At 40.5% G+C, this 25626-nt stretch carries 33 protein-coding genes; 20 read left to right on the top strand and 13 right to left on the bottom strand.

The window, feature by feature from the left end:
- Positions 1-31 precede the first annotated feature (31 nt).
- Entirely contained in the window at positions 32-832 is an 801-nt protein-coding gene (gene pdaA, locus JNO66_RS17020) for a delta-lactam-biosynthetic de-N-acetylase (protein WP_203090342.1), read from the top strand.
- Between the two features lie 54 nt (positions 833-886).
- On the opposite strand, the gene JNO66_RS17015 is transcribed toward pdaA, so the two are convergent.
- Positions 887-1249, bottom strand: coding sequence for a GAF domain-containing protein (locus JNO66_RS17015; RefSeq protein WP_203090340.1), 363 nt, complete (start codon positions 1247-1249; stop codon positions 887-889).
- A gap of 131 nt (positions 1250-1380) precedes the next feature.
- Between JNO66_RS17015 and rlmD the strand changes: the two genes are divergently transcribed.
- From rlmD to JNO66_RS16995, 4 genes are all read left to right on the top strand, one after another.
- Positions 1381-2784, top strand: coding sequence for a 23S rRNA (uracil(1939)-C(5))-methyltransferase RlmD (rlmD, locus tag JNO66_RS17010; RefSeq protein ID WP_203090338.1), 1404 nt, complete (start codon positions 1381-1383; stop codon positions 2782-2784).
- Positions 2785-3032: 248 nt separating this feature from the next.
- Positions 3033-4181 carry a galactonate dehydratase gene (gene dgoD, locus JNO66_RS17005; protein WP_203090336.1) on the top strand — a complete coding sequence of 383 codons (1149 nt, stop codon included), beginning with the start codon at positions 3033-3035 and terminating at the stop codon, positions 4179-4181.
- A gap of 12 nt (positions 4182-4193) precedes the next feature.
- Complete coding sequence (locus JNO66_RS17000; protein ID WP_203090334.1) at positions 4194-5543, top strand: GntP family permease; 1350 nt, start codon at positions 4194-4196, stop codon at positions 5541-5543.
- 261 nt (positions 5544-5804) lie between these two features.
- A complete protein-coding gene (locus tag JNO66_RS16995; RefSeq protein WP_203090332.1) occupies positions 5805-6101 on the top strand; it encodes a hypothetical protein in 297 nt (98 codons plus the stop codon).
- A 58-nt stretch (positions 6102-6159) separates the two neighbouring features.
- Here the strand turns inward: JNO66_RS16995 and JNO66_RS16990 are convergent, their stop codons facing one another.
- The 4 genes from JNO66_RS16990 to JNO66_RS16975 form a co-directional block, all read right to left on the bottom strand.
- Positions 6160-6561, bottom strand: coding sequence for an ectoine synthase (locus JNO66_RS16990; RefSeq protein ID WP_203090330.1), 402 nt, complete (start codon positions 6559-6561; stop codon positions 6160-6162).
- A 26-nt stretch (positions 6562-6587) separates the two neighbouring features.
- Positions 6588-7877: a diaminobutyrate--2-oxoglutarate transaminase gene (gene ectB / locus JNO66_RS16985; RefSeq protein ID WP_203090328.1), complete on the bottom strand. Its 1290-nt coding sequence runs from the start codon at positions 7875-7877 to the stop codon at positions 6588-6590.
- Between the two features lie 42 nt (positions 7878-7919).
- A complete protein-coding gene (gene ectA / locus JNO66_RS16980; RefSeq protein ID WP_203090327.1) occupies positions 7920-8423 on the bottom strand; it encodes a diaminobutyrate acetyltransferase in 504 nt (167 codons plus the stop codon).
- 243 nt (positions 8424-8666) lie between these two features.
- Positions 8667-9569 (bottom strand): TIGR01777 family oxidoreductase, encoded by a 903-nt coding sequence (locus JNO66_RS16975; RefSeq protein WP_203090326.1) that lies wholly within the window; start codon positions 9567-9569, stop codon positions 8667-8669.
- Between the two features lie 90 nt (positions 9570-9659).
- Here JNO66_RS16975 and recX point away from each other — a divergent pair, with 90 nt between their 5' ends.
- Together recX and JNO66_RS16965 are read left to right on the top strand one after the other, a co-directional pair.
- Complete coding sequence (gene recX, locus JNO66_RS16970; RefSeq protein ID WP_203090324.1) at positions 9660-10484, top strand: recombination regulator RecX; 825 nt, start codon at positions 9660-9662, stop codon at positions 10482-10484.
- Positions 10477-10785: a YfhH family protein gene (locus JNO66_RS16965; RefSeq protein WP_203090322.1), complete on the top strand. Its 309-nt coding sequence runs from the start codon at positions 10477-10479 to the stop codon at positions 10783-10785. Before recX ends, JNO66_RS16965 begins: the two co-directional genes overlap by 8 nt.
- Positions 10786-10823: 38 nt before the next feature.
- On the opposite strand, the gene JNO66_RS16960 is transcribed toward JNO66_RS16965, so the two are convergent.
- Together JNO66_RS16960 and sspK are read right to left on the bottom strand one after the other, a co-directional pair.
- Positions 10824-10976 carry a YpzG family protein gene (locus JNO66_RS16960; RefSeq protein WP_203090320.1) on the bottom strand — a complete coding sequence of 51 codons (153 nt, stop codon included), beginning with the start codon at positions 10974-10976 and terminating at the stop codon, positions 10824-10826.
- Positions 10977-10993: 17 nt separating this feature from the next.
- On the bottom strand, positions 10994-11149 hold the full coding sequence (gene sspK, locus JNO66_RS16955; RefSeq protein ID WP_203090318.1) for a small, acid-soluble spore protein K: 156 nt from the start codon (positions 11147-11149) through the stop codon (positions 10994-10996).
- Between the two features lie 89 nt (positions 11150-11238).
- Here sspK and JNO66_RS16950 point away from each other — a divergent pair, with 89 nt between their 5' ends.
- Entirely contained in the window at positions 11239-11487 is a 249-nt protein-coding gene (locus JNO66_RS16950; protein ID WP_203090316.1) for a YfhJ family protein, read from the top strand.
- Positions 11488-11532: 45 nt separating this feature from the next.
- Here the strand turns inward: JNO66_RS16950 and JNO66_RS16945 are convergent, their stop codons facing one another.
- On the bottom strand, positions 11533-12516 hold the full coding sequence (locus tag JNO66_RS16945; protein WP_203090314.1) for a metal-dependent hydrolase: 984 nt from the start codon (positions 12514-12516) through the stop codon (positions 11533-11535).
- Between the two features lie 60 nt (positions 12517-12576).
- Here JNO66_RS16945 and JNO66_RS16940 point away from each other — a divergent pair, with 60 nt between their 5' ends.
- The 4 genes from JNO66_RS16940 to JNO66_RS16925 all read left to right on the top strand — a co-directional run bounded on the left by JNO66_RS16940 (position 12577) and on the right by JNO66_RS16925 (position 15646).
- A complete protein-coding gene (locus JNO66_RS16940) occupies positions 12577-12885 on the top strand; it encodes a hypothetical protein (RefSeq protein ID WP_203090312.1) in 309 nt (102 codons plus the stop codon).
- A 13-nt stretch (positions 12886-12898) separates the two neighbouring features.
- The gene (mutY, locus tag JNO66_RS16935) at positions 12899-13987 is read left to right on the top strand and encodes an A/G-specific adenine glycosylase (protein ID WP_203090311.1); all 1089 of its coding nucleotides are present in this window, start codon (positions 12899-12901) and stop codon (positions 13985-13987) included.
- 2 nt (positions 13988-13989) lie between these two features.
- Positions 13990-14745 carry an SDR family NAD(P)-dependent oxidoreductase gene (locus tag JNO66_RS16930; protein WP_203090309.1) on the top strand — a complete coding sequence of 252 codons (756 nt, stop codon included), beginning with the start codon at positions 13990-13992 and terminating at the stop codon, positions 14743-14745.
- A 136-nt stretch (positions 14746-14881) separates the two neighbouring features.
- Complete coding sequence (locus JNO66_RS16925; protein WP_203090308.1) at positions 14882-15646, top strand: TSUP family transporter; 765 nt, start codon at positions 14882-14884, stop codon at positions 15644-15646.
- Between the two features lie 119 nt (positions 15647-15765).
- Here JNO66_RS16925 and JNO66_RS16920 read toward each other — a convergent pair whose 3' ends face one another.
- Positions 15766-16113, bottom strand: coding sequence for a hypothetical protein (locus JNO66_RS16920; RefSeq protein ID WP_203090307.1), 348 nt, complete (start codon positions 16111-16113; stop codon positions 15766-15768).
- Positions 16106-16327 (bottom strand): cytosolic protein, encoded by a 222-nt coding sequence (locus JNO66_RS16915; protein ID WP_203090306.1) that lies wholly within the window; start codon positions 16325-16327, stop codon positions 16106-16108. The genes JNO66_RS16920 and JNO66_RS16915 overlap by 8 nt, the downstream gene beginning before the upstream one ends.
- Before the next feature lie 99 nt (positions 16328-16426).
- On the opposite strand from JNO66_RS16915, the gene fabL reads away from it, so the two are divergent.
- From fabL to JNO66_RS16895, 4 genes are all read left to right on the top strand, one after another.
- Positions 16427-17176: an enoyl-[acyl-carrier-protein] reductase FabL gene (gene fabL, locus JNO66_RS16910; RefSeq protein WP_203090305.1), complete on the top strand. Its 750-nt coding sequence runs from the start codon at positions 16427-16429 to the stop codon at positions 17174-17176.
- A 60-nt stretch (positions 17177-17236) separates the two neighbouring features.
- A complete protein-coding gene (locus tag JNO66_RS16905; protein ID WP_203090304.1) occupies positions 17237-17392 on the top strand; it encodes a gamma-type small acid-soluble spore protein in 156 nt (51 codons plus the stop codon).
- Between the two features lie 234 nt (positions 17393-17626).
- Positions 17627-18154, top strand: coding sequence for a nucleoside tri-diphosphate phosphatase (gene ntdP / locus JNO66_RS16900; protein ID WP_203090303.1), 528 nt, complete (start codon positions 17627-17629; stop codon positions 18152-18154).
- A gap of 53 nt (positions 18155-18207) precedes the next feature.
- Positions 18208-19953, top strand: coding sequence for an ABC transporter ATP-binding protein (locus JNO66_RS16895; protein ID WP_273753657.1), 1746 nt, complete (start codon positions 18208-18210; stop codon positions 19951-19953).
- Positions 19954-19989: 36 nt separating this feature from the next.
- Here JNO66_RS16895 and JNO66_RS16890 read toward each other — a convergent pair whose 3' ends face one another.
- Both JNO66_RS16890 and JNO66_RS16885 read right to left on the bottom strand, forming a co-directional pair.
- Positions 19990-21042: an FUSC family protein gene (locus JNO66_RS16890; RefSeq protein ID WP_203090302.1), complete on the bottom strand. Its 1053-nt coding sequence runs from the start codon at positions 21040-21042 to the stop codon at positions 19990-19992.
- A gap of 40 nt (positions 21043-21082) precedes the next feature.
- The gene (locus tag JNO66_RS16885) at positions 21083-22384 is read right to left on the bottom strand and encodes a glutamate-1-semialdehyde 2,1-aminomutase (RefSeq protein WP_203090300.1); all 1302 of its coding nucleotides are present in this window, start codon (positions 22382-22384) and stop codon (positions 21083-21085) included.
- A 198-nt stretch (positions 22385-22582) separates the two neighbouring features.
- On the opposite strand from JNO66_RS16885, the gene bcp reads away from it, so the two are divergent.
- The 3 genes from bcp (at position 22583) to perR (ending at position 23899) form a co-directional block, all read left to right on the top strand.
- Positions 22583-23056 carry a thioredoxin-dependent thiol peroxidase gene (gene bcp, locus JNO66_RS16880; RefSeq protein WP_203090650.1) on the top strand — a complete coding sequence of 158 codons (474 nt, stop codon included), beginning with the start codon at positions 22583-22585 and terminating at the stop codon, positions 23054-23056.
- Positions 23057-23079: 23 nt separating this feature from the next.
- The gene (locus tag JNO66_RS16875) at positions 23080-23376 is read left to right on the top strand and encodes a cyclic-di-AMP receptor (RefSeq protein WP_203090298.1); all 297 of its coding nucleotides are present in this window, start codon (positions 23080-23082) and stop codon (positions 23374-23376) included.
- A gap of 82 nt (positions 23377-23458) precedes the next feature.
- On the top strand, positions 23459-23899 hold the full coding sequence (gene perR / locus JNO66_RS16870; RefSeq protein ID WP_203090296.1) for a Fur family transcriptional regulator: 441 nt from the start codon (positions 23459-23461) through the stop codon (positions 23897-23899).
- A gap of 57 nt (positions 23900-23956) precedes the next feature.
- Here the strand turns inward: perR and JNO66_RS16865 are convergent, their stop codons facing one another.
- Positions 23957-24313, bottom strand: coding sequence for a YgzB family protein (locus JNO66_RS16865; protein WP_203090286.1), 357 nt, complete (start codon positions 24311-24313; stop codon positions 23957-23959).
- 150 nt (positions 24314-24463) lie between these two features.
- Between JNO66_RS16865 and JNO66_RS16860 the strand changes: the two genes are divergently transcribed.
- Positions 24464-25336 carry a nucleotidyltransferase-like protein gene (locus tag JNO66_RS16860; protein WP_203090284.1) on the top strand — a complete coding sequence of 291 codons (873 nt, stop codon included), beginning with the start codon at positions 24464-24466 and terminating at the stop codon, positions 25334-25336.
- The last annotated feature ends 290 nt before the right edge of the window (positions 25337-25626 follow it).

Genomic DNA, 25626 nt, shown 5'->3' with positions numbered 1-25626 from the left:
TGAGTAAACAGCTGTTCATTGAGGTGAGTATATGAAAAAGCAGATAAAACGAGTGTTAGCAATCATGCTTCTACTTAGCATGATAGTAGGTATCCAAAGTGAGCAAGCATTTGCTTACGATCGGAATGTTTTACATTGGGGCTTTAAGCCAGCAAAAGACCAAGAGCTTGCAACAACAGAGCCTGAATTTATTCGAATGCTCGACGAGTCTGGTGGTTATTTTACAGGAGACACGGAGAGGAAAGTTCTTTATTTAACATTTGATAATGGGTATGAAAATGGCTACACAGAAAAAGTACTTGATGTGCTTCGAGATAAAAAAGTACCTGCTGCTTTTTTTGTGACAGGACATTATTTAGATTCGGCTCCAGATCTCATTAAACGTATGGTGAATGAAGGACATATCGTCGGTAATCATTCTTGGCATCATCCGAGCTTACCCGCTATTGATGATGAACGACTAGCCAATGAATTAATTAAGGTAAAAAAACGGTTCGCCGAGTTAACTGGAATCGAATATATGAATTATTTACGCCCACCACGTGGCGAATTTAGTGAGCATAGCCTTCACAAGTCAGAAGAAGAAGGTTATATAAACGTATTTTGGTCACTTGCTTATGCAGATTGGGATGTGAATAAGCAAAAGGGCGGAGATTATGCCTATAATAAAATTATGGAGCGAATTCATCCGGGAGCCATCATGCTTCTCCACTCAGTCTCAAGTGATAACGCAGAAGCTCTTCCACGGGTCATTGATGAAGCGAAAAAACAAGGATATACGTTTGAAAGTTTAGATGATCTCACAATGCAAAAACAGATTCCATCCTTTTAATAAACTAAAAAGACCTCGATCATAATGATTCGGGGTCTTTTTAGTCATAAAAGTCTAATTCACAAGCGTTTCTTGTCCGATCGCTGCGGCAATTGTTTTTAATGTAGAGACGTCCGTTACATCAAAGGCAATGGAATGTTTGCTACGTACAATCATGAGCCCAATTTCTTTCTCTGCAGAGTCGTGAATTGGAAATTTAAGTTCACCATTACACGTCCATTGCATGTCATTTTCAAAACAAGAAGCGGCAACGAGTTTATGATTTAGATCTTCATAAAGGTAAATTCCAACCCAATCAATATAAGGTACAGAACTTACAAGGCTTTCTACTGTCTTTTCAAATGTAGATTGAGCGCTTTTACGTTTATAGACATGCGCCATTATTTTTAAGGACGCTACGTCTGTGGGGATAGACAAATTGTTTCACTCCTCTACTAGCCATTACGCTTCTATTTTATCAGAGAAAAAGCGATACGTGTTTAGTAAGTTTAGGAAGATCAGTGAACATGGTATACTTCTTTTAGTTATTAATTATGGGAGTGTCAAAAATGAAATCAGTGAAACAAGGTAGTTCTGATCCTAAAACAAAGGTGGAGGTTGGACAGCAATTTCCACTTACAATAAAAAGGCTTGGAATTAATGGAGAAGGTGTAGGCTACTATAAGCGACATGTGGTCTTTGTACCAGGTGCAATCCCTGGAGAAGAGATAGTAGCTAAGGTTACTCAAGCAGGGGAACGCTTCTCTGAAGCAAGCATTAAGAAGATTCGTAAGTCATCGCCCGAGCGGATTACACCACCGTGTCCAATCTATGATCAGTGTGGAGGGTGCCAGCTTCAGCATATGGAGTATGCTGCAACCTTACGTGAAAAAGCAGATATCGTAAGACAAGCGTTTGAGCGGTATACAACGATTAAACAAGAAGCATTGACTATTCAACAGACTAAAGGAATGCAGGATCCTTGGTATTACCGTAACAAAAGTCAGATGCAGGTGAATAAGACTAAAGGGGTTGTACACGCAGGATTGTATGCTGAGAAATCTCATAAGTTAATTGATCTGTCTGCCTGTATGGTCCAACATAAGCGCTCGAACCATGTGACGCAGGTAATGAAACAGATTCTTCAAGACTTAAATATTTCTATTTATAATGAACGAAAGCATCGCGGAGCCATTCGCACAATTGTCACTCGTGTAAGCTTTAAAACAGGCGATGTTCAGCTTGTCCTTGTTACGGCCGAAGAAACACTTCCGAAGCGAAAACAAATGATGGAAGAAGTGAAGAAACGTCTTCCTGAAGTGACATCATTTATGCAAAATATCAATGACCAAAAAACGTCCATCATTTTTGGAGATCGTACTTCACTCGTATCTGGAGAGGAAACATTGGAAGAAACACTTGGAGATGTATCATTCTCTCTTTCTGCCAGAGCATTCTTTCAATTAAATCCTGAGCAAACGGTTGTTTTATATGATGAAGCCAAGAAAGCAGCCAAGCTAACAGGAAAAGAAAAGCTTGTTGATGCATATTGTGGAGTAGGAACCATTGGATTGTGGCTAGCTGATCAAGCTGCAGAAATAAGAGGCATGGATGTGATCCCTGATGCAATTGAAAATGCCCGCGCGAATGCAGCAAACAACCAAGTTCAAGCTTATGAGTATGAGGTTGGAAAGGCAGAAGAATGGCTGCCAGAATGGGTGAAACAAGGATGGACACCAGATGTTGTGGTAGTAGATCCTCCTCGAACGGGATGTGATCAAAAGCTACTCACCACTTTAAAACAAACAAAGCCATCGCGTATTGTGTATGTATCCTGTAATCCATCTACCCTTGCAAAGGATGTTGAACAGTTAAGAGCGGCAGGGTACAAGGTAGCAAACATTCAGCCAGTTGATATGTTCCCGTGGACAGCACAGGTTGAGTGTGTGACGGAGTTAGTTAAAGAGAATTAAACCTAGAAGCATGGAAGCAACGTTTCCATGCTTCTTTTTTTAGGTATGAGAACGGTATCATACCTAGGGTGAATCTGTTGAATTTTACTAGAATGAATGATAGACTTCAACCCGTAACAACTCTATTGTCAAAGAGTTAGGTTCTAATTAAATTGTAACCGTTCTCTTTGGCTATAGATGTAATCGTAATTTAGCCTATTATACACACAATCACTTTAATAATGTAAAGTACGAAAGGGTGCGTAAAGATGAAAATTACAGCTTACGAATTGTTTCAGGTGCAACCAAGATGGTTGTTTCTAAAAATTGAGACCGATGAAGGCTTAGTAGGTTGGGGAGAGCCAGTCATTGAAGGACGAGCTTCAACCGTTAAAGCAGCCGTCGATGAACTGATGGAACATTTAATTGGGAAGGACCCGCTTCAGATTGAAGATCATTGGAATGTGATGTATCGCGGTGGATTTTACCGTGGAGGTCCCATTCTAATGAGTGCCATTTCAGGTATTGACCAAGCATTGTGGGACATAAAGGGAAAGTTCTACAATACACCGATTCACCAACTATTAGGTGGAAAGGCAAGAGAATCCATTAAGGTGTACTCATGGATTGGTGGAGATCGACCATCTGATGTAGCTGCCCAGGCAAAAGCAGTGGTTGATAAAGGATTCCAAGCCATTAAGATGAATGCCACGGACGAGCTCCAGTACATTGATTCGCATGAAAAAATTGACCGAGTTCTTGCGAATGTGTCGGCCATACGAGAGGCAGTTGGTCCTTACATAGGAATAGGAATTGACTTTCACGGACGTGTTCATAAACCGATGGCTAAGATTCTTGCCAAGGAGCTTGAGCCATTTAGACCGATGTTTATAGAAGAACCTGTACTACCAGAAAATAACGAGGCTCTGCGAGAGATTGCCAATCATACAGTCATCCCAATTGCAACAGGAGAACGGATGTATTCAAAGTGGGATTTTAAGAACTTATTAAAAGATGGCTATGTAGACATTATCCAGCCTGATTTATCTCACGCAGGAGGCATTACAGAAAACAAAAAGATCCTTTCAATGGCAGAAGCATTTGATGTAGCAGCTGCTCCCCATTGTCCACTTGGTCCCATTGCATTGGCGGCATGCCTTCAAGTAGATGCCACGTGTCATAATGCGTTTATTCAAGAACAGAGTCTTGGTATTCATTACAATGAAGGCTCTGACTTATTAGACTATTTAACGGATGGTAGCGTGTTCAAGTATAAGGACGGGTATGTAGATATTCCAGATAAGCCGGGACTAGGTATCGAAGTCAATGAAAAGCATGTCCGTAAAATGGCTGAAACGGGACATAATTGGCGGAATCCAATTTGGAGACATAAGGATCATAGTGTAGCTGAATGGTAGGGAGTGTGTAGGATGTCAACAACAGGTTTAATTTTGATCACCGTCATCGGTGTTGCTGTTTTACTCTTTTTAATCATGTATTCAAAAATGCAGGCATTTCTGGCCCTATTAATAGTAAGTATTTTAATAGGGCTAGCAACTGGAATGAGTCCTGAATATCTGCTCGAAACAATTGAGGCAGGTATGGGCGGAGCACTTGGCTTTATTGCGATTGTTGTTGGGCTCGGTGCAATGTTTGGTGAAGTGTTAAGAAGCTCAGGGGGAGCGGAAAGGTTAGCGTTTACGCTAGTAGACAAATTTGGTGAGAACCGAGCTCAATGGGCATTAGGGCTAACGGGGTTCCTGGTTGCCATTCCTGTATTCTTAGATGTTGCCCTTGTTATCTTAATTCCAATTGTGTATAGCCTTGCTTTACGTACAGGGAAATCCCTGCTCTATTATGCAATCCCACTACTTGCAGGACTTGCGGTTGCCCATAGCTTTATTCCTCCAACGCCAGGACCCATCGCAGTTGCCCAGGTGTTAAATGTTGATCTAGGATGGATGATGCTGTTTGGTATCATTGCAGGAATTCCTGCACTAATCGTTGCTGGACCAATTTTTGGTCGGTATGTTGGGAATAAGGTGTTTGTAGGGGTTCCTGACCATGTAGCACGTGCTGCAGAAGAGGTTAGTGCAACAAAGCAGAAGTTACCAAGCTTTGGATTGATCTGCTTTATCATTTTAACGCCATTATTTTTAATCTTGCTTAATACTGGTGGAGAGTTATGGCTAAAAGAAGGACAGTTATTAACCGTATTAACCTTTATAGGACATCCTTTTGTAGCGTTAATTGTAGCGACTCTTCTCGCTATGTACTTATTAGGTACCAAACGAGGTGTGTCGAAGCATGAGCTTCAAACCATGGCGACAAAAGCACTTGAACCGGCTGGGATTGTCATTCTGATTACTGGAGCAGGCGGAGTGTTTAAGGAAGTTCTGATTGAAAGTGGAGTTGGAGATGCGATGGGAGACTTAATGGCATCGTCAGGTTTTCCGCTTGTGCTACTCGCTTTCTTAATTTCAACGTTTGTCCGAGTAGCGCAGGGTTCAGCAACTGTAGCCATGATTACAGCAGCAGGATTGGTGTCTCCGATCGTTGAATTAGTGGACTTATCGCAGCCATCTTTGGCACTTATAGCAATTGCCATTGCGTGTGGAGCTACGGTGTTATCCCACGTGAATGACACAGGATTCTGGCTTGTTAAACAGTTTTTAGGTATGACAGAGAAGGATACTTTGAAATCATGGACTGTGATGGAAACCATTATTGGGCTTGTCGGATTTGCTACAGTGTTTGGACTTAGTTTCTTCTTTTCATAGAGCGCGTCGGACCCGAATGAATGCAATTGTATTCATTCGGGTCCTTTTTTATAAATAACGAGGAAGATAGTTGCCATCCCATTAATCGATCTATTATAGTAGAACATGTTTATACCGCATGGTAAGAAGGTATTAGGTCTTTAAGGGTTTCGGTTAATAAAGCTAATTTGATGCACATAATCCTAAAAGTAAACTAAACTGTTTCTATGTTAACAGGAGTCAGATTAATGATTCAGTACATTTAAGGGGGAGGAGGACAACGTGAATTTATTTAAAGCACATATTATACATCCACATACACATGTTCCGTTAATTGTTTACTTTAATCAAAGTGATGGATTTGTTAGCTTTGAACGAGACGAGAAAGTATTAAAAGCCATTTATTTAGTGAAAAGTGATTTAGCTCAAAACGAGTCATTTCAAGAGAGCTTAAAGCGCACGAGTCATCTATGCCAAACTCAATATCCTTTAGATACAATGGAAGAGGTCATTGAGTTTCTAAGCAAAATAGGTATTGATCCTAAGGAGATTGAATTTGAACAGATGATTGTTCATTAAGATGCAGGCAAGAATAAAAAGAGGCGAATATCCAAATGGATACTCGCCTCTTTTTTACTTATTCTTCGTTATCAACTGGATACACACCATTTTCATCATGATGCTCTCGGCCCGTAAGTGGTGGGTTGAATACGCAGACCATGCGCATGTCCCCGCCTTCATGAGCACGTAACAAATGCTCATCGTGTTCATCTAATGCATAGATATCTCCAGCCTTGATGGGCCAGACTTTTCCATCCTTAATGGTTTCTACTTCTCCAGAGCCTTCAATACAATACACAGCTTCTAAGTGATTTTGATACCAGATGTGAGTCTCAGTACCAGCTCGGATGATGGTATCGTTAACGGAGTAGCCCATACCATCTTTTTTGAATAACAAACGTCTGCTTACCCAATTTCCGTTTTCTGCTTCTACTTCTCGATCTGTTCCAATTACATCGTTTAATGATACTACTTTCATCTCGTATTCCTCCAGTTCAACATGACTTATCCGTTCGTCACTAATTCTTTTGGATGCACTGTTGCTTCTACTGATTCTTTAATCATTTGAAGTCCCTTTTCAAGCTCTTCATCAGAGATTGTTAGAGCAGGGAAGAGCTTAAAGACTTCATCTTTAGGTCCAGCCGTTTCCATAATGAGTCCTCTTTCAAACGCCTGAGCAGCGATCTTTTCAGAGAGCCCTTCTTTCGCAGAACAAACACCAACCATAAATCCTCGTCCACGTACTTGTCCTTCAAGCTCTGGATAACTTGCTACAAGATCCTCTAAGAATGAATACAAGCGTTCAGATTGTTTCGTAATCTTCTTCTCGAATTGGTCATCCTTCCAATACGTAAGCGCTGCCGTTGCAGTAACGAATGCATGGTTGTTTCCTCTGAACGTACCATTGTGCTCACCAGGCTCCCAGATGTCATATTCCGGTTTAATTAATGTCAAGGCAAGTGGCAGACCATAACCACTTATTGACTTGGAGAGACAAACAATGTCAGGTTTAATTCCTGCTTTTTCAAAGCTAAAGAAAGAACCTGTTCTTCCAATTCCCGCTTGAACATCATCAACAATTAAAAGGATGTCCCAGCGCCTGCATATTTCCTCCACTTTTTTAAGCCACTCGTATCGTGCGGCGTTAATACCGCCTTCACCTTGGACTGTCTCGAGAATAATGGCTGCCGGGATGGCTACGCCGCTGCCTCCATCTTCTAGGAAGCGCTCGAGATACTCCAGAGTGTCGAGTTCGTCGCTGACAAAATTGTCATAGGGCATTGTTACTGTGTGTGTAAGTGGAATGCCGGCACCTTTTCTTTTAAAGGAGTTACCTGTTACTGAAAGAGCTCCAATCGTCATACCGTGAAACCCATTTGTGAAGCTAATGACGTCTGTACGACCCGTTACTTTTCTAGCAAGCTTTAGAGCACTTTCTACTGTGTTTGTACCTGTTGGGCCAGGGAACATCACCTTGTAGTTTAAATCGCGTGGTTTTAAGATTGTCTCATTAAATTCTTTAAGGAAAGTCGCTTTCTCTGTTGTACCCATATCAAGGGAGTGAGTGATTCCGTCATTCATAATATAGTCAACGAGCTTCTCTTTCATTACAGGGTCATTATGACCATAGTTAAGAGCACCTGCACCTGAGAAGAAGTCAATGTATTCCTTGCCATCTTCGTCCCACATTTTTGATCCTTTTGCCTTTGTAAAAACGGTGGGAAAGCTGCGGCAGTAACTTCTAACCTCTGATTCCAATTGAGCAAAAATGTTCATATCCGTTTTATGAGTCATGTTTTAAAGTACTCCTCCTTTAGATAGATACCTGTATCTTTTTTATACATGGAATGGACCAATTCTAAATAGTTGTTCTTTTTCATGGCTGTTATCTGGGAAAAGGGAGGCTGAGAAATGATCTGATACCTCGCAGTTTGTGTTGAACTCTCTACCAAGCTTATGGAATAACGCTCTAGATGCTTCGTTTGAAGGTGTAACTGTGGCTTCAATAAAATGGACTTGATTCGCATTCCATTGAGCTAATTCCTTGATCATCTTAGAAGCGAGACCCTTTCCTCTTTGAGAGGAATCAACGCCGACCTGCCAAACAAATAGAGTATCTGGGCGTTCTGGTTGAATAAATGCCGTCACGAACCCCACTAACTTCTCGTCTTGCTTAGCTACTACACATGTTTCGGTAAAGAAATCAGCCATCATCATATATTTGTAAGGTGAGTTTTGATCGAGAGTCGTATTGTTTACGAGCTCCCACATCGCTTTACTGTCTTCTTTTTTCGCTTTTTCAAATGTAACTGGAACGATTGTTGCTGTCTGTTTGCTCATTGTCTTCACCCCTTTTTAAGTTGCTGTATTTTTAATTGGAAACAAACTCCACTCATCATGTTAACGATAAGCAAGGAGAGAGGCAAACGACCTATGAAGCCATAAAGACGCATGCAACTCTCTAACTACGACTGAGCAGACGTAGCCCCCATCATCTGTCTGTTTCCTGTATATACGTACCCGATGAACCGTAGCTTAAACCACAATTATTTGAACTTTTTAAATGTTGGCTTATTCGCTTATTTAACCGATTAGATCGGTAAGAGCAGGCTTTAACTCACTATAGGTAAATGTATATCCATGATCCTGCGCTTTCCTTGGGAATACCTTTTGACCATCAACGATCAATGTACTCATTTCTCCTAAAAGGGTTGTCATTGCGAATCTAGGCGCAGGTAACCAATGAGGTTTATGAATGACGGAAGAAATCGTTTTACCGAATTCAATCATCTGCATCGGGTTAGGTGCAGTAATATTTAACGGACCATGAACGTCATTGTTTTCTATGGCAAATTGATAAAGCGACACTAGATCATCGATATGAATCCAAGACATCCATTGCTTTCCTGTTCCGAGCGTGCCCCCAGCAAAAAGCTTATAAGGTAAAACCATAAGAGGGAGGGCGCCTTCTTTTGAATCTAAGACAATGCCAATCCTTCCAAAGACCACTCTTAGCCCGAATTCTTCAGCCTTTTGTGCACAAGCCTCCCACTTCTGTGTAACCTCTGAAAGAAAATTAGGTTCATCTGGCTCTGAGCCTTCAACAAAATCCTTTGAACCGGAAATCCCGTAATAGCCTATAGCTGAGGCATTCAGTAGAACAGTTGGTTTTTGTTTAAGCTTCTGAATAATAGAGAGTACAGCTTCGGTAGCTTCTATACGACTATTTAAGATCTTTTCCTTTTTTTCTTTTGTCCAGCGCCCCATAATGGATTCACCAGCTAAGTTAACGATTGCATCTATTCCTTCAAGCTCAACTTCAGGTGTGGCATCTTGGCTCATCCATTTAACATATGACACATGATCCTTCGCTTGTTTTCCTTCTAAGTTTCGAGTAAGAATGAGGACTTCGTGACCGGCTGAAGTTAATTTTGAAGTGAGCTTCTGTCCAATAAATCCACTTCCTCCTGTGATTGCGATCTTCATATTTAGCCTCCTAAAGTGTATGATGTTACAGTGAGTATACCCGAATGTCTGCGGGTTCAAGACTTCTTTTGATCAGAAAGGAGGATACGTATGGCTGTGATTAGTCGAATTACAATGCAGAAGCGAAATAAGGAACGATTGAATATATACCTTACAGCGGAAGGGAAGGAAACATTTGGTTTTGCCGTTGACCAGAATGTTTTTGTAAAATATAACTTACGTAAAGGCTTAGAGATTGATGAAGAAGCTTTAAAAGAGTTAATTGATGAGGATGAAAAGAAAAAGACGATTAATCTCGGGCTTCATTATCTTTCTTACCGCATGCGAACGGTGCAAGAGATGATTGATTATCTAGAGAAAAAAGAACGACAACCTGAACATATCAAAACAGCTATTGCTACATTTAAAGAACATGGATACTTAGATGACAAAACCTTTGCTTCGTCCTATATCCGGTCAAAGTCCGCTTCTCAAATCAAAGGTCCTATGAAGCTCAGTCAAGAGCTGAAGCAAAAAGGGGTTCATCAGACTGTGACAGACGAAGCACTCGATCAATTTAATGAGGAAGATGAGCGAGTTCTTATTGAAAAGTGGGTTGAGAAACAAAAAAGAAAGTCAGCAAAAGAATCGACAAGTGCCCAAAAACAAAAGTTGTTTCAGCAGCTACGCGGAAAAGGATTCCGTTCAAGCTCCATTCAGGAGGTTCTTGAACGCTTAGAGCCTCAAGAAGATACCGACGAGCTAGACGCATTAACTTTCCAGGCTGAGAAGCTCGAAAGAAAACTGTCAAAAAAGGTTACAGGAAATGAAATACGCTTTAAAATGAAACAAGCATTGTACCAAAAGGGGTTTTCAATCGGAATGATTGAATCCTATCTTGAGGGTCATGAAAGAGGGGATGATGGGAATGAGTGAAAAGCGATTTAGTGAAATGACGGCTCCTGAGTTAAGACAAGAAATTGTTGCGTTAAATGAAAAAGCAAAAAAGGCAGAGCAAATGGGGATGGTTAACGAATTTGCGGTGTACGAACGTCGAGTGTTGTTAGCAAAAGCATACTTGCTAAATCCTGAGGATATTAAGCCTGGACAGACGTATTCATTAAAGGATGGACACTCCACCTTCGCGGTTTCTTATATGAATGGACACTTTGCTTGGGGCTATCGTAACAATGAAACAAATTTAGAGGGGATCCCCATTTCGCTAATTGAACAATAAAAAAAGCAGGGAAGTGAATTCCCTGCTTCAGATAAACATTACGTACGGGTTCTCATTTGTTTCTCTAAAATAATGTTGTGCTGACTTTGTTCGGTTTCGCCATTCACTTGGTTAAAGGACTTTTTAGCATTAGCCCGTGGCGATTGAAAGGGATCTTTGTAGTGAGAACTAAAACGTTGTTTATGACTCATTACACTTGCCACCTCCGTCATTTGCTTGAATGATTGGTGTTTGAGCGAAACATCCGCTCTTGAGGTCGATCCGCAATCGTACCATCAGCACGTTTTGAAGAGAATTCAGGTTTTGCTTTAGGCTCTCCGGATAAGGAGATCCTACCTGGAAATTGAGATGCTTTGTTTCTCATGCTGCAGCCTCCTCTCCTGGTGGCCTACTTCTATTGTGTGTTAGAAACGAAGAACTATAAGACGTAATTATTGTAAAGGAGAATGATAAATGGAAAAACGATTTGAAGAACTAGCTGAACGACTACTTGGAAAAAATTCTGAGATGACTAAGGATCAAGCACGAACGTGGGTAGAGAGTCTATGGGAGGACTTTGAAGCTACTCGGGCAAAGGCAGGTCGTCCATATAGAGGACCTGAAACAACCGAAGCTATTGTGATTAAATGGATTGAGCAATATGGTCCATATTTACATCGATATGAGCCAGGTCAAAAGAAATTCAGTCACTTGAACGAATAGTTTAGACAAAAAGGAGGAGACCCTTTGGTCAACCTCCTTTTTACATTACGTAACAACTTTCAATTTTTTCTGGAGTGTTTCTTCACTAAATACCCAGCCGGTATACGATGAAACAATGTTATAATCTTGGTCCATCTGCACAATGGCTACAAACGGATAATGCCCTTTACTACGGTAGCGCAAATCGTAAAAGCGAACCTCTTGCATACCATCTTTGCTTTCATCAACTTCCCAACGGTACGTTGGAGAAAAGGAGAGGAATGCAGACAAGTTGGGATCTTTTCTTGCGGCATTAATAATATCAGTCTCAGGAATAGGTACAAACTTATACCGTTCAAAAAAGTTGATCTCACGCTGTCTTGATTCTGCAACATGAAGCATAGTTGGTGTTCGAATGACGAGATGCCACTGATTCCAACGAATGGATGGTGAAACAAAGATGTGAGTCGCATCAGGATGCAGCTGTCTTGCATTTTGAACCACTTGTTTTTTCTCAAAGATTCGCCAGCCATAATACACAATTAAAAGTCCATATAGACTTAAGAACACAGGTCCTGCAGTTAACAGGTTGCTCCACCATAAAAGAATGGCGATTAAGTGAGCTGTGAAGATAAACGGATCAAAGATATTAATGACTCCGAGTGCAATCCACCTATTTGAAAAGGGGCGGAGTGCTTGAGTTCCATATGCATTAAAAATGTCTACAAATACATGTAAGAAGACAGCAATAAAAGTCCAAAGCAGTAAATGAAGCCAATCTGACCCACTGACTAAAAGGGAAATAACTCCTGAGATAAGAAGTGTCCAGATTAATACAGCTGGAATGGAATGTGTTAGGCCGCGGTGATTTCGAATATATACGGCATTATTTCTTAATTTCAAAACGGTATCAAAGTCGGGTGCCTGTGAACCAATAATTGCGCAAGCCATAACTGCGCCTGGCATTACAGGATTAGATGCGACAGCAGGGTCTATCGTTGCTAGTCCACCAAGGCTAATACCCATCACAATATGTGTTGTTGTATCCATGAAACAGGGGAGCCTCCTTTAATGGTTCCAACCCAAATCAGGTGATAAGGATGAGTGGTTATGAATCAATCGATACGTGTATTTATTGAATATAAAATTCAAGCTGATGCTAAGGTGTCATATGAAGCGAATATGCCTACAATTCTAAACGAGTTGGCTCAAGAAGGAGCAACAAACATTGAATGGTTTGAGGCATGCGATCAACCTTTATTGTACGTTGAAATGTTTGTCGCATCATCGTTCTCCCATTATCAGCGTTTAAAAGAGCTTCGTCAAATCAAAACCCATACCGTTTTTCGAGCTCTAGAAGATTCCATTGATGGTGGCCTCGATAAGTTACATTGCTGGGCCTTTGCAAAAAAGAAGTAAGGAGTGAGCACGTTTGGAATTACGCTGTACAGAACAAATCAACATTCAAGCATTCCGATCCCAGCTTATTAGCTGGTTTTACCATAACCAACGGGACCTTCCATGGCGTGAAAATCGGGACCCATACCGTGTTTGGGTTTCGGAGATTATGCTTCAACAAACGAGAGTAGATACGGTTATTCCTTTTTACTTAAATTTCATGCGTCAGTTTCCAACACTTACTGCATTAGCTGATGCGACCGAAGATGAAATTTTAAAAGCTTGGGAAGGCTTAGGTTATTATTCCCGTGTACGAAATTTACAAACGGCAGTCCGTGAAGTTGTTTCTGAATATGCGGGAGTTGTTCCAAATACGAGGGAAGAAATCTCCTCTTTAAAAGGGGTTGGACCTTATACAGCAGGAGCCATCTTAAGTATTGCTTATAACAAAGCTGAACCCGCTGTAGATGGAAATGTCATGAGAGTACTATCGAGAGTGCTACTGATTGACGAAGATATTGCAAAAGCAAAAACAAGAAAAACCTTTGAAAACGAACTTTATGAATTAATTGACCCTGAAGACCCTTCTGCCTTTAATCAAGGATTAATGGAGCTTGGTGCGCTTGTCTGTACACCGACCTCACCAGGTTGCTTGCTATGTCCAGTGCAAAGTGAATGTGGGGCTTACAAACAAGGTTTACAAAACGAGCTTCCGGTGAAATCAAAAAAGAAGAAGGCTATTCCGAAACAAATGGCTGCATTTATTGTGAAAAACAAAAAAGGCCAGTTTCTCATTGAAAAACGATCTGAAAAGGGGTTACTCGCAGGTTTATGGCAATTCCCTAACTTTGAAGTTTTTCAAGCTGGTTCACAGCAGGAATTAGAACAAGGACTAAAGGCGGAATATGGCATTGACGCATATACGTATTCAGATTCTGTTCAGACGATTGAGCATGTGTTTTCACATATTATCTGGAACATAAATGTATACGAAGCGGAAGCAGAAGAAGCAATCACGACAAAAGAAACGCCATTGCGTTGGGTGACGGAGGCTGAATTAGAAACATTTGCTTTTCCGGTGTCACATCAAAAGATTATTACACATTCTATACGAGGTGAATAAGCATGGACTTGCAGTTAAAAGGGAAAGTTGTTTTTGTAACCGGGGGTTCAAAAGGAATTGGACGAGCCATCGCTAAAGCATTTCTAGAGGAAGGGGCGACAGTTGCCGTTGCGGCCCGTGGTGAGAAAGAATTACTGCAGTGTGAAAGGGAATTGAATATCCATACAGTGCAAGCTGATCTTTCAATTGAGAGTGAACGCGAAAGAGCATTCAAAAACGTAACAGAAGCTCTTGGAACTGTTGATATCTTAATCAATAACGTAGGTGGAAGTAATGGTTCTACCATTGAGGAAACAGAGATGAATACATTTCAAGAAGCCTTTGATTTAAATTACTTCTCTGCGGTACATTTTAGCAAATTGGCCTTCCAACAGATGAAGCAAAAACAAGGTGGGGTAATCGTCAACATCTCATCAGTGTTTGGTCGTGAAGCAGGTGGTAAACCGACCTATAATGGTGCGAAGGCAGCCTTAATTAGCTTCACTAAAGCCTTTGCAGATGAAGCCATTCAATATGGAGTGCGTGTGAACGGAGTCGCCCCAGGATCCATTTTACACCCGTCAGGAAATTGGCAAAAACGTGTGGATGAAAACCCTGAAAAGATGAAAGCATTTGTAGAAGCAGAAATTCCGGCTGGACGATTTGGTACAGCAGAAGAAATCGCCCATACCGTTGTGTTCTTAGCCTCGCAAAAAGCAAGCTGGGTAGTAGGAGCAACCTTAAACGTTGATGGTGGACAATCAAAATCGAATTTTTAAGTAGGAGTTTAGTTTCTGTTAACATTATCAGCGTTTTAATCCTTATAGATTCTAAAAAATAAATAACGGAATAATGTTTGAATTCAGAGTGGTAAAACATCCTTCTGTGGTGATATAGAAAGTGAGATGCTTGTAGATGGACGAAATATCTATATCAATCCTTTTGTTTTTAATAGTGATCGGTTTTCTAGCGGCATTTGTTGATGCGGTAGTGGGAGGGGGCGGATTGATTGCTATGCCTGCCCTTCTTTTCACAGGTATGTCGCCTCAGATGGCGCTCGGTACAAACAAACTTTCAGGGACGATGGGGTCTTTGACGAGCATGTTATCGTTTCTCAAGCATGGTCAAATTAATAAGCGACTCGTCTTTACGTTATTTCCTTTGGCCTTTGGAGGATCGGTCCTAGGCGTACTCGTCGTACAGAAAATTCCTCCGGATATTCTAGAACCCATCATTTTATTTCTGCTAGTAGTGGTAACCATTTATACACTTATAAATAAAAATCTAGGAAGTTTGTCTACGTTTCAACGTATTACTCGTAAGGTATGGCTAGTTGGTGCGCTTATAGCAGTGGGGCTTGGCTTTTACGACGGCTTTCTTGGACCAGGGACGGGATCTTTTTTATTATTTTCTTTTATTTTTCTTGGCTTTAATTTTGTCGAGGCTGCCGGGAATGCTAAGGTACTGAATTTTGCAAGTAACATTGGTGGCCTGCTAACTTTTATGTATTTTGGTACAATTCATTACGCATACGGTTTGCCAATGGGTCTTGCCATGGTTGCTGGAGCTTATGTAGGAGCTAACGTTGCCATAAAAAAAGGCTCAGGCTACGTGAAGGTGCTATTTATCATTGTGACGGTAGCCCTAATTGCTAAGAATGCATACGATTATTTAATGTAAATGTGCCACTTTTGATGGAGGCTCGATATACACCATACTCTCTAGGTGTATTAAATCTTAATGATTATAGTTAAAGAGCGCTAAGGTCTCTAGCGCTCTTTTTTGAAACGAATGGGTGTTTACATGTCATCATTAATTAAATGAATCTCTTTAATCTTAGCCTTTGTTTCTTCTGTACCTAATTTATACAACTCATCAAAGATATCGTTTAACCCTCGTTGATACTCGTTTTTGTCAGCATCGCCTTCCGTATCATCAAAATGCCTAAAGCTAATTAAATTGCCAAGCTCTACATCATGAGCTTGAACCTCATGCAACAAATGTTCAAGGTCCTCACGTTCACTCAAAGTCGCTTCAATTTCGTATTCAATCAACTGACCATCATTGACACGCACGGGACTAATTGTATCCATGCTGATTGGGTTAAGGTTAACGTAATATAGCTGCTTCTCTTCATCATTAGTCATAATGAATTTCCGTCCCTTGCGTATAGGTTGCGCTATGATGCATGCCACCTCTTGATTCAATTTCTTTTATAATTTGAGTATGAATGGCTGCACCTTCTTGATTTAAATAAGGAGCAATTTGTCCTAAGCTATGGTGAAAATAGGCAAGCTCTTTATCTGTCCATTTGTCTTTACCCATCATTGTCAGCTCCGTCATATCACGTCCTACATACATTTGCAGTCCTCCTAATATGTTTATTTACGTTTAGTGTGGCTTTCATGGTTGATGGCTATGCGCTATAATAAGTGGGCAGATTTGAATGGAGGAAATAAAATGAGTCAAAAAGTAGCAGTCGTAACAGGAAGCAGTAGAGGGATTGGTAAACAGATTGCATTACGTTTAGCTGGCCTCGGCTATGATTTAGTGATTAACTATGCAAGAAGTAAGCAACCGGCACTCGATACAGCAGCTGAAATTGAAGCATTGGGTCAAAAAGCCATTGTTGTTAAAGCAAACGTTGGAAAGCCAGAGAAATTAAAAGAATTGTTTCAGACGGTAGAAGAAGAATATGGCCGTCTGGACGTATTTGTAAATAATGCAGCCTCAGGTGTACTTCGTCCATTAATGGAATTAGAAGAAAATCATTGGGATTGGACAATGGATATTAATGCTAAGGCGCTTCTTTTTGGGGCTCAAGAAGCAGCTAAGCTTATGGCCAAAAGTGGAGGAGGCCGAATTGTTAGCTTAAGTTCACTTGGTTCCATTCGATACTTACCTAACTATACAACGGTTGGCGTATCAAAAGCAGCAGTTGAAGCCCTAACACGTTACTTAGCCGTTGAGCTTGCTCCAATGAATATTGCAGTGAATGCTGTATCTGGTGGAGCGGTTGATACAGACGCGCTTACTCATTTTCCAAACCGTGAAGAGCTTCTGGCGGATGCAGCCAAACGGACTCCGGCTGGTCGAGTAGTAGAACCTGCTGATTTAGCAAATGCAGCAATTTTCTTATTATCTGATGAAGCGAATATGGTTCGTGGACAAACATTAATCGTTGATGGTGGAATTTCATTATTAACTTAAAAATGTTTGCATAAGTTTTGCACCTCCAGGACATCTTAATTGTTGTGGAGGTGATAAACCATGGAAAACAAAACAAATACAAACGCTAAGACTGTTCAAAAGCAAAACCAAGCTTCTAAACAAGGGAGCTACAACACTGAATTTGCATCTGAAACAGATGTACAACAAGTGAAGAAACAAAACGCTCAGTCTCAGTCTAAAAAAACACAACAGTAACACTCTGTTTTTTGACAGAGCAAACGCCCTCTGACCAACCGGTTTAGAGGGCGTTTTTACATCTATACATATTAAATCTTATGCTTGTTTTATCATTTCAGGCGCTTACCGTTTCAAAACGATAGGGAAAACTGTATAATGAAAGTGGATAAAAAGATGGTTAGTACGTTAATTTTTGCAGTAAACAGGATTTAGCCTGTTTATGGCGTCCGAATCAATAGAAAGGAGCCTTTTATGAACTTCCCCAAAGTAGGAAGCAATATTCAAATCCATAGTTATAAACACAATGGATCACTTCATCGCATTTGGGAAGATACAATTGTGCTTAAAGGGACGTCAAAAGTCGTAATTGGTGGGAATGATCGAATTATCGTGAAAGAATCAGATGGTCGAAATTGGCGGACGCGAGAGCCGGCAATCTGTTATTTTGATTCGGAAACGTGGTTTAACACAATCGGTATGATTCGTTCTGACGGTATTTACTATTACTGCAACCTCGGCACACCCTTTACGTGGGATGACGAGGCAGTGAAGTATATTGATTACGATCTCGACATAAAGGTGTTTCCGGACATGACCTTTAAGCTTTTGGATGAAGACGAGTATGAGCTTCACAGCAAAGCGATGAACTATCCTCCGGAGCTAGATGGCATTTTAAGAAGAAGTGTAGATGAATTGATCTCATGGATTCACCAAAGAAAAGGTCCATTCGCTCCGCAATTTGTAGAAAGCTGGTACGAGCGGTATCTGCAATATCGATAAGCTAAGAAGCCTGGATTCCAGGCTTTCTTTATTCAGAAGAAGGTGTACGTAATTTGAGTAGTATCCGTAGGTATATGGTGTTTGTAAAGCCTTATTGGAAACAAATCGCAGCTACGATTGTGATCGGTATTTTAAAATTTGGCATCCCATTGCTCCTGCCACTCGTGATGATGTACATCATTGATGACCTCATTTTAAACGATGCCTTAAGTCAAGCGGATAAGCTTTCCACCCTATTTTGGATTATGGGAGGAATGTTTTTTCTTTTTGTCGTCATTCGGCCACCGGTTGAATACTACAGGCAATATTTCGCACAGTGGATTGGGAACAGGGTATTGTTTGATATACGTGATCAACTCTTTGGTCATATTCAGAAGCTCAGTTTGCGTTTTTATTCCAACCGAAAAGTAGGAGAGATCATCTCTCGAGTTATTCACGATGTGGAACAGACAAAGAACTTTGTCATTACAGGATTAATGAATATCTGGCTCGATTTATTTACGATTGTGATTGCCATTATCATTATGATGAATCTACATTTTTGGCTAACAATTGTAGCTATTTCGATGTTTCCTTTGTACGGTCTGTCCATTAAGTATTTCTATGCTAGGCTCCGAGGGTTAACGAGAGACCGTTCTCAGGCGTTAGCAGAAGTTCAGGGGCACCTGCACGAACGAGTGCAAGGAATGAACATTATCCGAAGCTTCGCTCTCGAAGATCATGAGCAGAAGGCATTTGCTAAACGAAATAATCATTTTTTAAATAAAGCACTTGATCACACAAACTGGAACGCTAAAACATTTGCAGTGGTTAATACGATTACTGACTTCGCACCTTTACTAGTGTTATTAGTTTCGGGGTACTTTGTGATTACAAACAGCCTTGAGGTCGGAGCAATGACAGCCTTTGTTCTCTATATGGAAAGGTTATATAGTCCACTTAGAAGGCTAATTAACTCATCTACAACGCTCACTCAATCCATTGCATCAATGGATAGGGTGTTTGAATTTGTCGACGAAAAGTACGATATCAAAGATTCTGATCAAGCATCGGATCTCAACAAAGTGAACGGAGATGTATCGTTCCAACACGTATCCTTTTCGTATGAATCAGAAAGCGAACCCGTTTTAATGGATATTAATTTAGATGTGCAAAGCGGAGAAACCATTGCGTTTGTAGGTATGAGCGGTGGCGGAAAGAGTACCCTTATCAGTCTGATTCCGAGATTTTATGACGTAACGGAGGGGCGGATCTTAATTGATGATCATGATATACGATCCTTCCGGGTGCGAACCCTCCGCGACAAGATCGGGATGGTCTTGCAGGACAACATCTTATTTAGCGATTCCATCAAGATGAATATTAAGATGGGAAATCCTGAAGCGTCAGATGAGGATGTCATTCAGGCAGCTAAACTTGCCAATGCGCACGAGTTTATTCTTGGTCTAGCTCATGGATATGACACGCAAGTAGGGGAACGTGGCGTGAAGCTTTCCGGTGGGCAGAAACAAAGAATTGCCATTGCACGAGTTTTCCTAAAGAATCCACCCATCCTGATTTTTGATGAAGCGACGTCAGCTTTGGATCTTGAAAGTGAGCATTACATTCAAGAGGCGCTAGGTACGCTTGCTAAAGATCGCACAACCTTCATAGTAGCTCACCGGTTGTCGACAATCACATCAGCTGATCGTATTGTTGTGATTGAAAATGGACAAATCAGTGAGGTCGGATCTCATGAGGAACTCATGAAGAAGGAAGGCAGTTATCATAAGCTGTTCCAAGTTCAACAACTACATTAAGAAAAAGCCGTGAACTTTAGCTGTTCACGGCTTTTCTTATGTTGATTCATTATGAGAGGTTACGTTTTCAACTAATTGATCAAGATACTCAAGTTCCTCATGATATTCAATGACCTCTGAAATGGCAGGCAAAAAGTGGTGCCATTGTGCCAAATCAAATTCAGGCTCTTCATAAAGTGTAACAAACAAATTTGTTAACTTCGCTTGGCCTTTATCGATATCACTGACTAATTCATCGGAAGGGTTGCTGCTAACCTTACCTGCGTATCTCATCATAATTCGGTTATGATACGTCGTTAAATGTTCAAGCTGACTTTGAATAATCTCTCTCACTCGTGGGGGCAATTCGTCTATCTCGTTCAAGCGTTTATCAAAGCTACTTAGAACATCAAGAGCTTTTTTAGAGGTATGAACCATCTGTCTAAACACAACGACCCGTCTAGCCTTTCCAAAGCTTCTTTTTAAGAAATATGTTCGTTCTTCCTTAAAGAGATCAAACAGTGTATCAAGCTTTTCCATTTCAGAATAAAGACGATCAATATCCTGTTTTAACATCTTTAGGTCGGCATCTCTATGAACAAAAAGCATAAGCCACTGAATGGTTTCATTTACCGCTTTTGTCATTCGATCATATAATTTCAACTCATATCGAGGTGGAATGAAAATCAAATTCACGATAAATGCAGCCAAAATGCCTAGTATGATCAAAAAGAAACGACCAGCAGCAAATTGTAAAAAGTTATCGCTTGGTGTCTCCATAATTATGATAATAGTCACAATGGAGATAGGGATCGTAGCAGCCTGAAGATTCAGCTTCAGGATAATAGCTATCGATAAGGCAACTACTACCCCAACGACAAACGGTTCGTTCCCGAAAGTAATGACAAACAATACACCGAGAACGGCACCAATGATGTTTGCTTGTGACTGATCAAGCAAGGTTTTAAACGTTCGATAGATAGATGGCTGAATGGCAAACGCTGCTGCAATGGCTGCAAAGGTTGGGGGCTCTAACCCAACCCATTCAGCGAGATACAAAGCAAGAATAATCGCAAGCCCCGTTTTAAATATTCTAGCTCCTAATTTCATCTTAGATGAATCCTTTCCAGATTAGTGAATGAGACGATGATTATTCGAATGTGGCAGCAACCTCAGCAAAGGCAAGGTCGGCCGCCTCAAGCGTTTGATCAATGTCTGCTGCTGTATGTGCAATCGTTAAGAACCAAGCCTCAAATTTAGAAGGTGCTAGGTTAATTCCTTGATCGAGCATTGCTTTAAAGAAGGTAGCAAATTGTTCACTATTAGTAGCATCGGCTTGATCATAGTTCGTAATCGTCTCAGTACCAAAATAGAGTGTTAGTGCTCCTTTTACCCGATTCACCGTACATTTAACATGATGTTTACGTGCTAGGCGTAATAATCCTGTTTCAAGGCGCTCACCTAAGTTGTTTAAGTGTTCGTATACGCCTTCTTGCGCTAACACATCTAAACAAGCAATTCCAGCTGACATCGAAGCAGGGTTTCCAGCCATTGTTCCGGCTTGATAAGCAGGTCCAAGTGGAGCGACTTTCTCCATAATATCAGCACGACCACCGTAAGCTCCGATTGGTAGTCCACCGCCAATAATTTTTCCAAGAGCCGTCATGTCAGGATAGACATCTAAGTAATCTTGCGCGCCGCCGTACATAAAGCGGAATGCTGTAATAACCTCATCATAAATAACCAGCCCGCCATGCTCATGAGTTAACTCGTTTACTTGCTGAAGGAAGCCGGGAGCGGGTTCAACCATTCCAAAATTCCCAACAATCGGTTCAACTAAAACAGCAGCAATTTCCGTACCCCATTTTTCTAATGTCTCGCGATACGCATCAATATCATTAAACGGAACGGTAATGACTTCTTTTGCAATGTTTTTTGTTACGCCTGCAGAATCTGGCGTACCAAGTGTAGCTGGTCCGGACCCAGCGGCCACAAGAACTAAATCAGAATGTCCATGGTAGCACCCTGCAAATTTAACGATCTTGTCACGCCCTGTATAGGCGCGAGCCACCCGTATCGTTGTCATGACAGCCTCAGTACCTGAGTTAACAAATCGTACCTTTTCAAGTGATGGAATAGCGTTCTTTAACTTAGCAGCAAATTCATTCTCTAGCTTCGTTGGTGTACCATACAATACTCCGTTCTCTGCTGCCGTTTGAATTGCTTTTGTTATAGTCGGATGAGCGTGTCCGGCAATAATAGGGCCGTACGCGCCTAAATAATCAATATATTTGTTATCATCTTCGTCCCAGAAGTATGCACCGGAGCCACGTTTCATAAAAACAGGCGTACCACCACCGACTCCTTTAAATGCACGTGAAGGACTGTTCACTCCACCTAAAATATGTTCTTTCGCTTCAGTATATAATTGTTCTGATCTAACTCTTTCCATAAAAAAATACCCTCCAGCTTTCTAAGTCTCTCTTAGCCATTCAACCATACAGGTTAGGGGTAGGCAAGTTTTTTTGAGGGAGCAAGGCGATTAAACAGACATAGGATAGGGTAAAAATACATGGAAAGACCTAAAACATTGATAATGAAGAAAGAATCGATTACGATTTACTATAATATGAAGAAAAGGAATGATTGGATGACCGCAGAAGTTGGCAAACAGGCACCAGACTTTACACTACCAATTACAACAGGGGAAACGAAATCTCTTTCAGATTATAAAGGACAGCATATCGTTCTTTACTTTTATCCAAAAGATAATACACCTGGATGCACGACCGAAGCGTGTGACTTTAGAGATCTAACAACGCCTTTAAAAGATCAAGGTGCAGTTGTACTTGGCGTTAGTCCAGACTCAATTAAAAAACATCAGAATTTCACGGAAAAGTATTCACTTCCATTTCCGCTTTTCGCAGATGAAGAGGCTAAAGCAGCAGAAGCGTATGGAGTATGGCAGTTGAAGAAGAACTTCGGTAAAGAATACATGGGGATTGTTCGCTCAACCTTTATCATTGATAAAGACTTTAACTTAGTGAAAGAATGGCGTAAAGTAAGTGTGAAAGAACATGCAAATGAAGTGCTCGCTTTTCTAAAAGAATTAAACGAAGCGTAGGCTTTTGAAAAAGGGAGGCTCTTATGAAATTACTCGTATGCATTTTAGATGACTTTTATAAGGAACAAGTGGAAAAAGAATTAAGGGAAAAAGGATACCGAATGACAGAGCTTGCAAGCTCTGGAGGATTCTTGCGTAAAGGAAGTACGACATTTTTGTTTGGAGCAAACGAGGATGATCTGCCTGGATTACGTGACTCATTAAAAGAGGCGTGCTTAAATGTAGAAAAGAAAAAACAACGCAAAGACAAACGACCTCATCGTTACACGTCATTTCTAATGAAGTCAGGTGATTTATCTGCTCTGCTCGCCAATCAGTAAATCGCCTAATTGACAGGGAGTTTATTCTTGCCTTATAATTATTATAAAGTAAGAATAGGTTTCGAAAGCGAGGTGCGTGTCGATGTCAACAAATCATCGCCTGCATGAAGCAGTTGAGGCTCTTAAAAGCACTCGTGTCCGTATGACTCCTCAACGCCACGCCATTTTGGAGTATCTATATGAATCATTGATTCATCCTACTGCAGATGATATTTATAAAGCGCTTGAAGGTAGATTTCCTAATATGAGTGTTGCAACTGTATATAATAACCTACGTGTATTTAAAGAAGTGGGGATTGTAAAAGAATTGACGTATGGAGATTCGTCCAGTCGATTCGACAGTGTGACAACAGATCATTATCATGCTATTTGTAATGTATGTGGCAAGATCGTTGATTTCCATTACCCTGGACTTAATGAAGTGGAGTCGTTGGCAGAGCATGTTACTGGTTTTGACGTAAGTGGCCATCGAATGGAGATTCATGGTACTTGTGCAGATTGTAAAGGCAAGGTTGAACATTAAACAGAACAAATACAAAGCCCATCAGCTTATACCGATGGGCTTTATTTTTTTAGGTTGTTATGATTTACTTGATTTTCGATTATAGTTTTCATCAAAATCTAGGCCTTCAAGAGTTTTGTCTACAGTTAACGGCTGATTACAGTGCATACATGCATCAACTCTACCTAAGACCTTAGTATGTCCCTCGCAATTAGGACATTGTACAGGAACGGCTCTCGTTGAAAGCATGCCAATAAAAAAGTAGACAACCGTACTCGATATAACGGCAAGAAAGCCAATTAACATGGCGATCGTCATAATAATCGCATTACCCTTAAAGAAGATGCCTATGTACATAATGAGGATTCCGATAAAGACTAAGGAAAGAGCAAAGGTTCTTATCTTATTAATCTTGTTTGAATATTTAATAGCCATTCTCCGCCTCCTTATCAAAAGTATAACATAGAAAGCGTATCCAAACAGTCATTTCTAGGATAGTGAAGAAGGAAGTTCATCATTTTTGTTGAATTGAAAGAATGAGGGTTCAATATTTTGAGAGCAGTTTTTTCTACGGGGAGGAACATCATGGATATCTTATTAAGACAGCTCTATCAGGATCAAGCGAGTAAAGAGCACACATGTGCCATTCTTGTTTTAAAGAAAGACGATTCATCCTTTTTAAGTACAGACGGCTTCGATGCAATTATTTTGCTAATCTCCGATGGAGTGACAGACTGGGTTAGTAAACATTATGAAGCGTCTGGTAAAAGGATAGCCTTCCATACAATGAGCCAGGATATGATGCATTATTCATTAATAACGGGAAATCAACGACGATTAATTGATTGGCTTGTAAATGGAAAGATTGTTTACGATCGAAATGAGTTTATGCAGGAAGTAAAGCAGCGCATTGATACATTTCCACCTGGAGATCGTACGAAGAAATTAACGATTCAATTTGCGAAGCTACTTCGCAGGTTTGAAGAGGGGAAGGCTCTTTTTAGTCGTGGCTATATCTTAGATGGATTCAGTAATCTATTTCACGCGCTTCATCATTTGGCGAGAATAGCGGTCATTAAAGATGGTTTTTATCCAGAAGTGACGGTTTGGGAGCAAGTGAAAAAGATAGAGCCTGAAATTCATAAACTTTATCAAGAGGCTTTAAATAGTGAAGAGCCGCTCAACAAAAGAATTGAATTGTTGATCTTAGCCCTTGAGGTAGCGATTATCTCTAAGCTGGAGCTCGGAGCTAATCACTTTCTAGATGTACTTCGTTCGATTGATAGTGAAGTATCTGTCTCCGAACTTCTATCCATTCAAGAGGTGCAGGAATATCGAATTGATCTAGAACTGATTTTAAATGTTTTAATAGAGAAAGAATTTGTTACAATAGTAAAGAAAGAAACGCCTGCGAAAGCTATATTTCAAACAAAATATAAAATAAATGATTTTCTTTGAAAAAAGTGTTGACTCATTTCTTGTGGCGTGATAAATTATTACTTGTCGCTGCGGAGGAATCTTGCAGCGGACAAGAAAAACTTTTAAAAAAAGTTATTGACTTCCTAATAACGAAATGTTATTATTTAAAAGTCGCTGATAACGACAAACAAGTTCTTTGAAAACTGAACAAAAGCCAAGCGTACGAAGAGATACACGATATCTCATAAGTATAAAAAGTCGTAGCTTATGCTACGCAATTGGAAAGTTGATGGAGACATCAACGCCAGCAGTTGAGCAATCAACTCACC

Origin of the sequence: Alkalicoccobacillus gibsonii, assembly GCF_016798245.1 — a bacterium.
Taxonomy (GTDB): domain Bacteria; phylum Bacillota; class Bacilli; order Bacillales; family Bacillaceae_D; genus Alkalicoccobacillus; species Alkalicoccobacillus gibsonii.
This window is presented reverse-complemented; position numbering and strand designations above follow the sequence as displayed.

Excerpts from the sequence above, each read along its gene's own strand:
- JNO66_RS16860 (WP_203090284.1), top strand. The coding sequence starts at position 24,464 with ATGGATATCTTATTAAGACAGCTCTATCAGGATCAAGCGAGTAAAGAG.
- JNO66_RS16925 (WP_203090308.1), top strand. The coding sequence starts at position 14,882 with ATGGACGAAATATCTATATCAATCCTTTTGTTTTTAATAGTGATCGGT.
- JNO66_RS16905 (WP_203090304.1), top strand. The coding sequence starts at position 17,237 with ATGGAAAACAAAACAAATACAAACGCTAAGACTGTTCAAAAGCAAAAC.
- JNO66_RS16950 (WP_203090316.1), top strand. The coding sequence starts at position 11,239 with ATGGAAAAACGATTTGAAGAACTAGCTGAACGACTACTTGGAAAAAAT.
- JNO66_RS17000 (WP_203090334.1), top strand. The coding sequence starts at position 4,194 with ATGTCAACAACAGGTTTAATTTTGATCACCGTCATCGGTGTTGCTGTT.
- JNO66_RS16945 (WP_203090314.1), bottom strand. The coding sequence starts at position 12,516 with ATGGATACAACAACACATATTGTGATGGGTATTAGCCTTGGTGGACTA.
- ectB (WP_203090328.1), bottom strand. The coding sequence starts at position 7,877 with ATGACTCATAAAACGGATATGAACATTTTTGCTCAATTGGAATCAGAG.
- ectA (WP_203090327.1), bottom strand. The coding sequence starts at position 8,423 with ATGAGCAAACAGACAGCAACAATCGTTCCAGTTACATTTGAAAAAGCG.
- JNO66_RS16975 (WP_203090326.1), bottom strand. The coding sequence starts at position 9,569 with ATGAAGATCGCAATCACAGGAGGAAGTGGATTTATTGGACAGAAGCTC.
- fabL (WP_203090305.1), top strand. The coding sequence starts at position 16,427 with ATGAGTCAAAAAGTAGCAGTCGTAACAGGAAGCAGTAGAGGGATTGGT.
- bcp (WP_203090650.1), top strand. The coding sequence starts at position 22,583 with ATGACCGCAGAAGTTGGCAAACAGGCACCAGACTTTACACTACCAATT.
- dgoD (WP_203090336.1), top strand. The coding sequence starts at position 3,033 with ATGAAAATTACAGCTTACGAATTGTTTCAGGTGCAACCAAGATGGTTG.
- JNO66_RS16965 (WP_203090322.1), top strand. The coding sequence starts at position 10,477 with ATGAGTGAAAAGCGATTTAGTGAAATGACGGCTCCTGAGTTAAGACAA.
- JNO66_RS16885 (WP_203090300.1), bottom strand. The coding sequence starts at position 22,384 with ATGGAAAGAGTTAGATCAGAACAATTATATACTGAAGCGAAAGAACAT.
- JNO66_RS16960 (WP_203090320.1), bottom strand. The coding sequence starts at position 10,976 with ATGAGTCATAAACAACGTTTTAGTTCTCACTACAAAGATCCCTTTCAA.
- JNO66_RS16990 (WP_203090330.1), bottom strand. The coding sequence starts at position 6,561 with ATGAAAGTAGTATCATTAAACGATGTAATTGGAACAGATCGAGAAGTA.
- pdaA (WP_203090342.1), top strand. The coding sequence starts at position 32 with ATGAAAAAGCAGATAAAACGAGTGTTAGCAATCATGCTTCTACTTAGC.
- perR (WP_203090296.1), top strand. The coding sequence starts at position 23,459 with ATGTCAACAAATCATCGCCTGCATGAAGCAGTTGAGGCTCTTAAAAGC.
- ntdP (WP_203090303.1), top strand. The coding sequence starts at position 17,627 with ATGAACTTCCCCAAAGTAGGAAGCAATATTCAAATCCATAGTTATAAA.
- JNO66_RS16940 (WP_203090312.1), top strand. The coding sequence starts at position 12,577 with ATGAATCAATCGATACGTGTATTTATTGAATATAAAATTCAAGCTGAT.
- rlmD (WP_203090338.1), top strand. The coding sequence starts at position 1,381 with ATGAAATCAGTGAAACAAGGTAGTTCTGATCCTAAAACAAAGGTGGAG.
- JNO66_RS16875 (WP_203090298.1), top strand. The coding sequence starts at position 23,080 with ATGAAATTACTCGTATGCATTTTAGATGACTTTTATAAGGAACAAGTG.
- JNO66_RS16920 (WP_203090307.1), bottom strand. The coding sequence starts at position 16,113 with ATGACTAATGATGAAGAGAAGCAGCTATATTACGTTAACCTTAACCCA.
- sspK (WP_203090318.1), bottom strand. The coding sequence starts at position 11,149 with ATGAGAAACAAAGCATCTCAATTTCCAGGTAGGATCTCCTTATCCGGA.
- JNO66_RS16930 (WP_203090309.1), top strand. The coding sequence starts at position 13,990 with ATGGACTTGCAGTTAAAAGGGAAAGTTGTTTTTGTAACCGGGGGTTCA.
- JNO66_RS16865 (WP_203090286.1), bottom strand. The coding sequence starts at position 24,313 with ATGGCTATTAAATATTCAAACAAGATTAATAAGATAAGAACCTTTGCT.
- JNO66_RS16915 (WP_203090306.1), bottom strand. The coding sequence starts at position 16,327 with ATGTATGTAGGACGTGATATGACGGAGCTGACAATGATGGGTAAAGAC.
- JNO66_RS16890 (WP_203090302.1), bottom strand. The coding sequence starts at position 21,042 with ATGAAATTAGGAGCTAGAATATTTAAAACGGGGCTTGCGATTATTCTT.
- recX (WP_203090324.1), top strand. The coding sequence starts at position 9,660 with ATGGCTGTGATTAGTCGAATTACAATGCAGAAGCGAAATAAGGAACGA.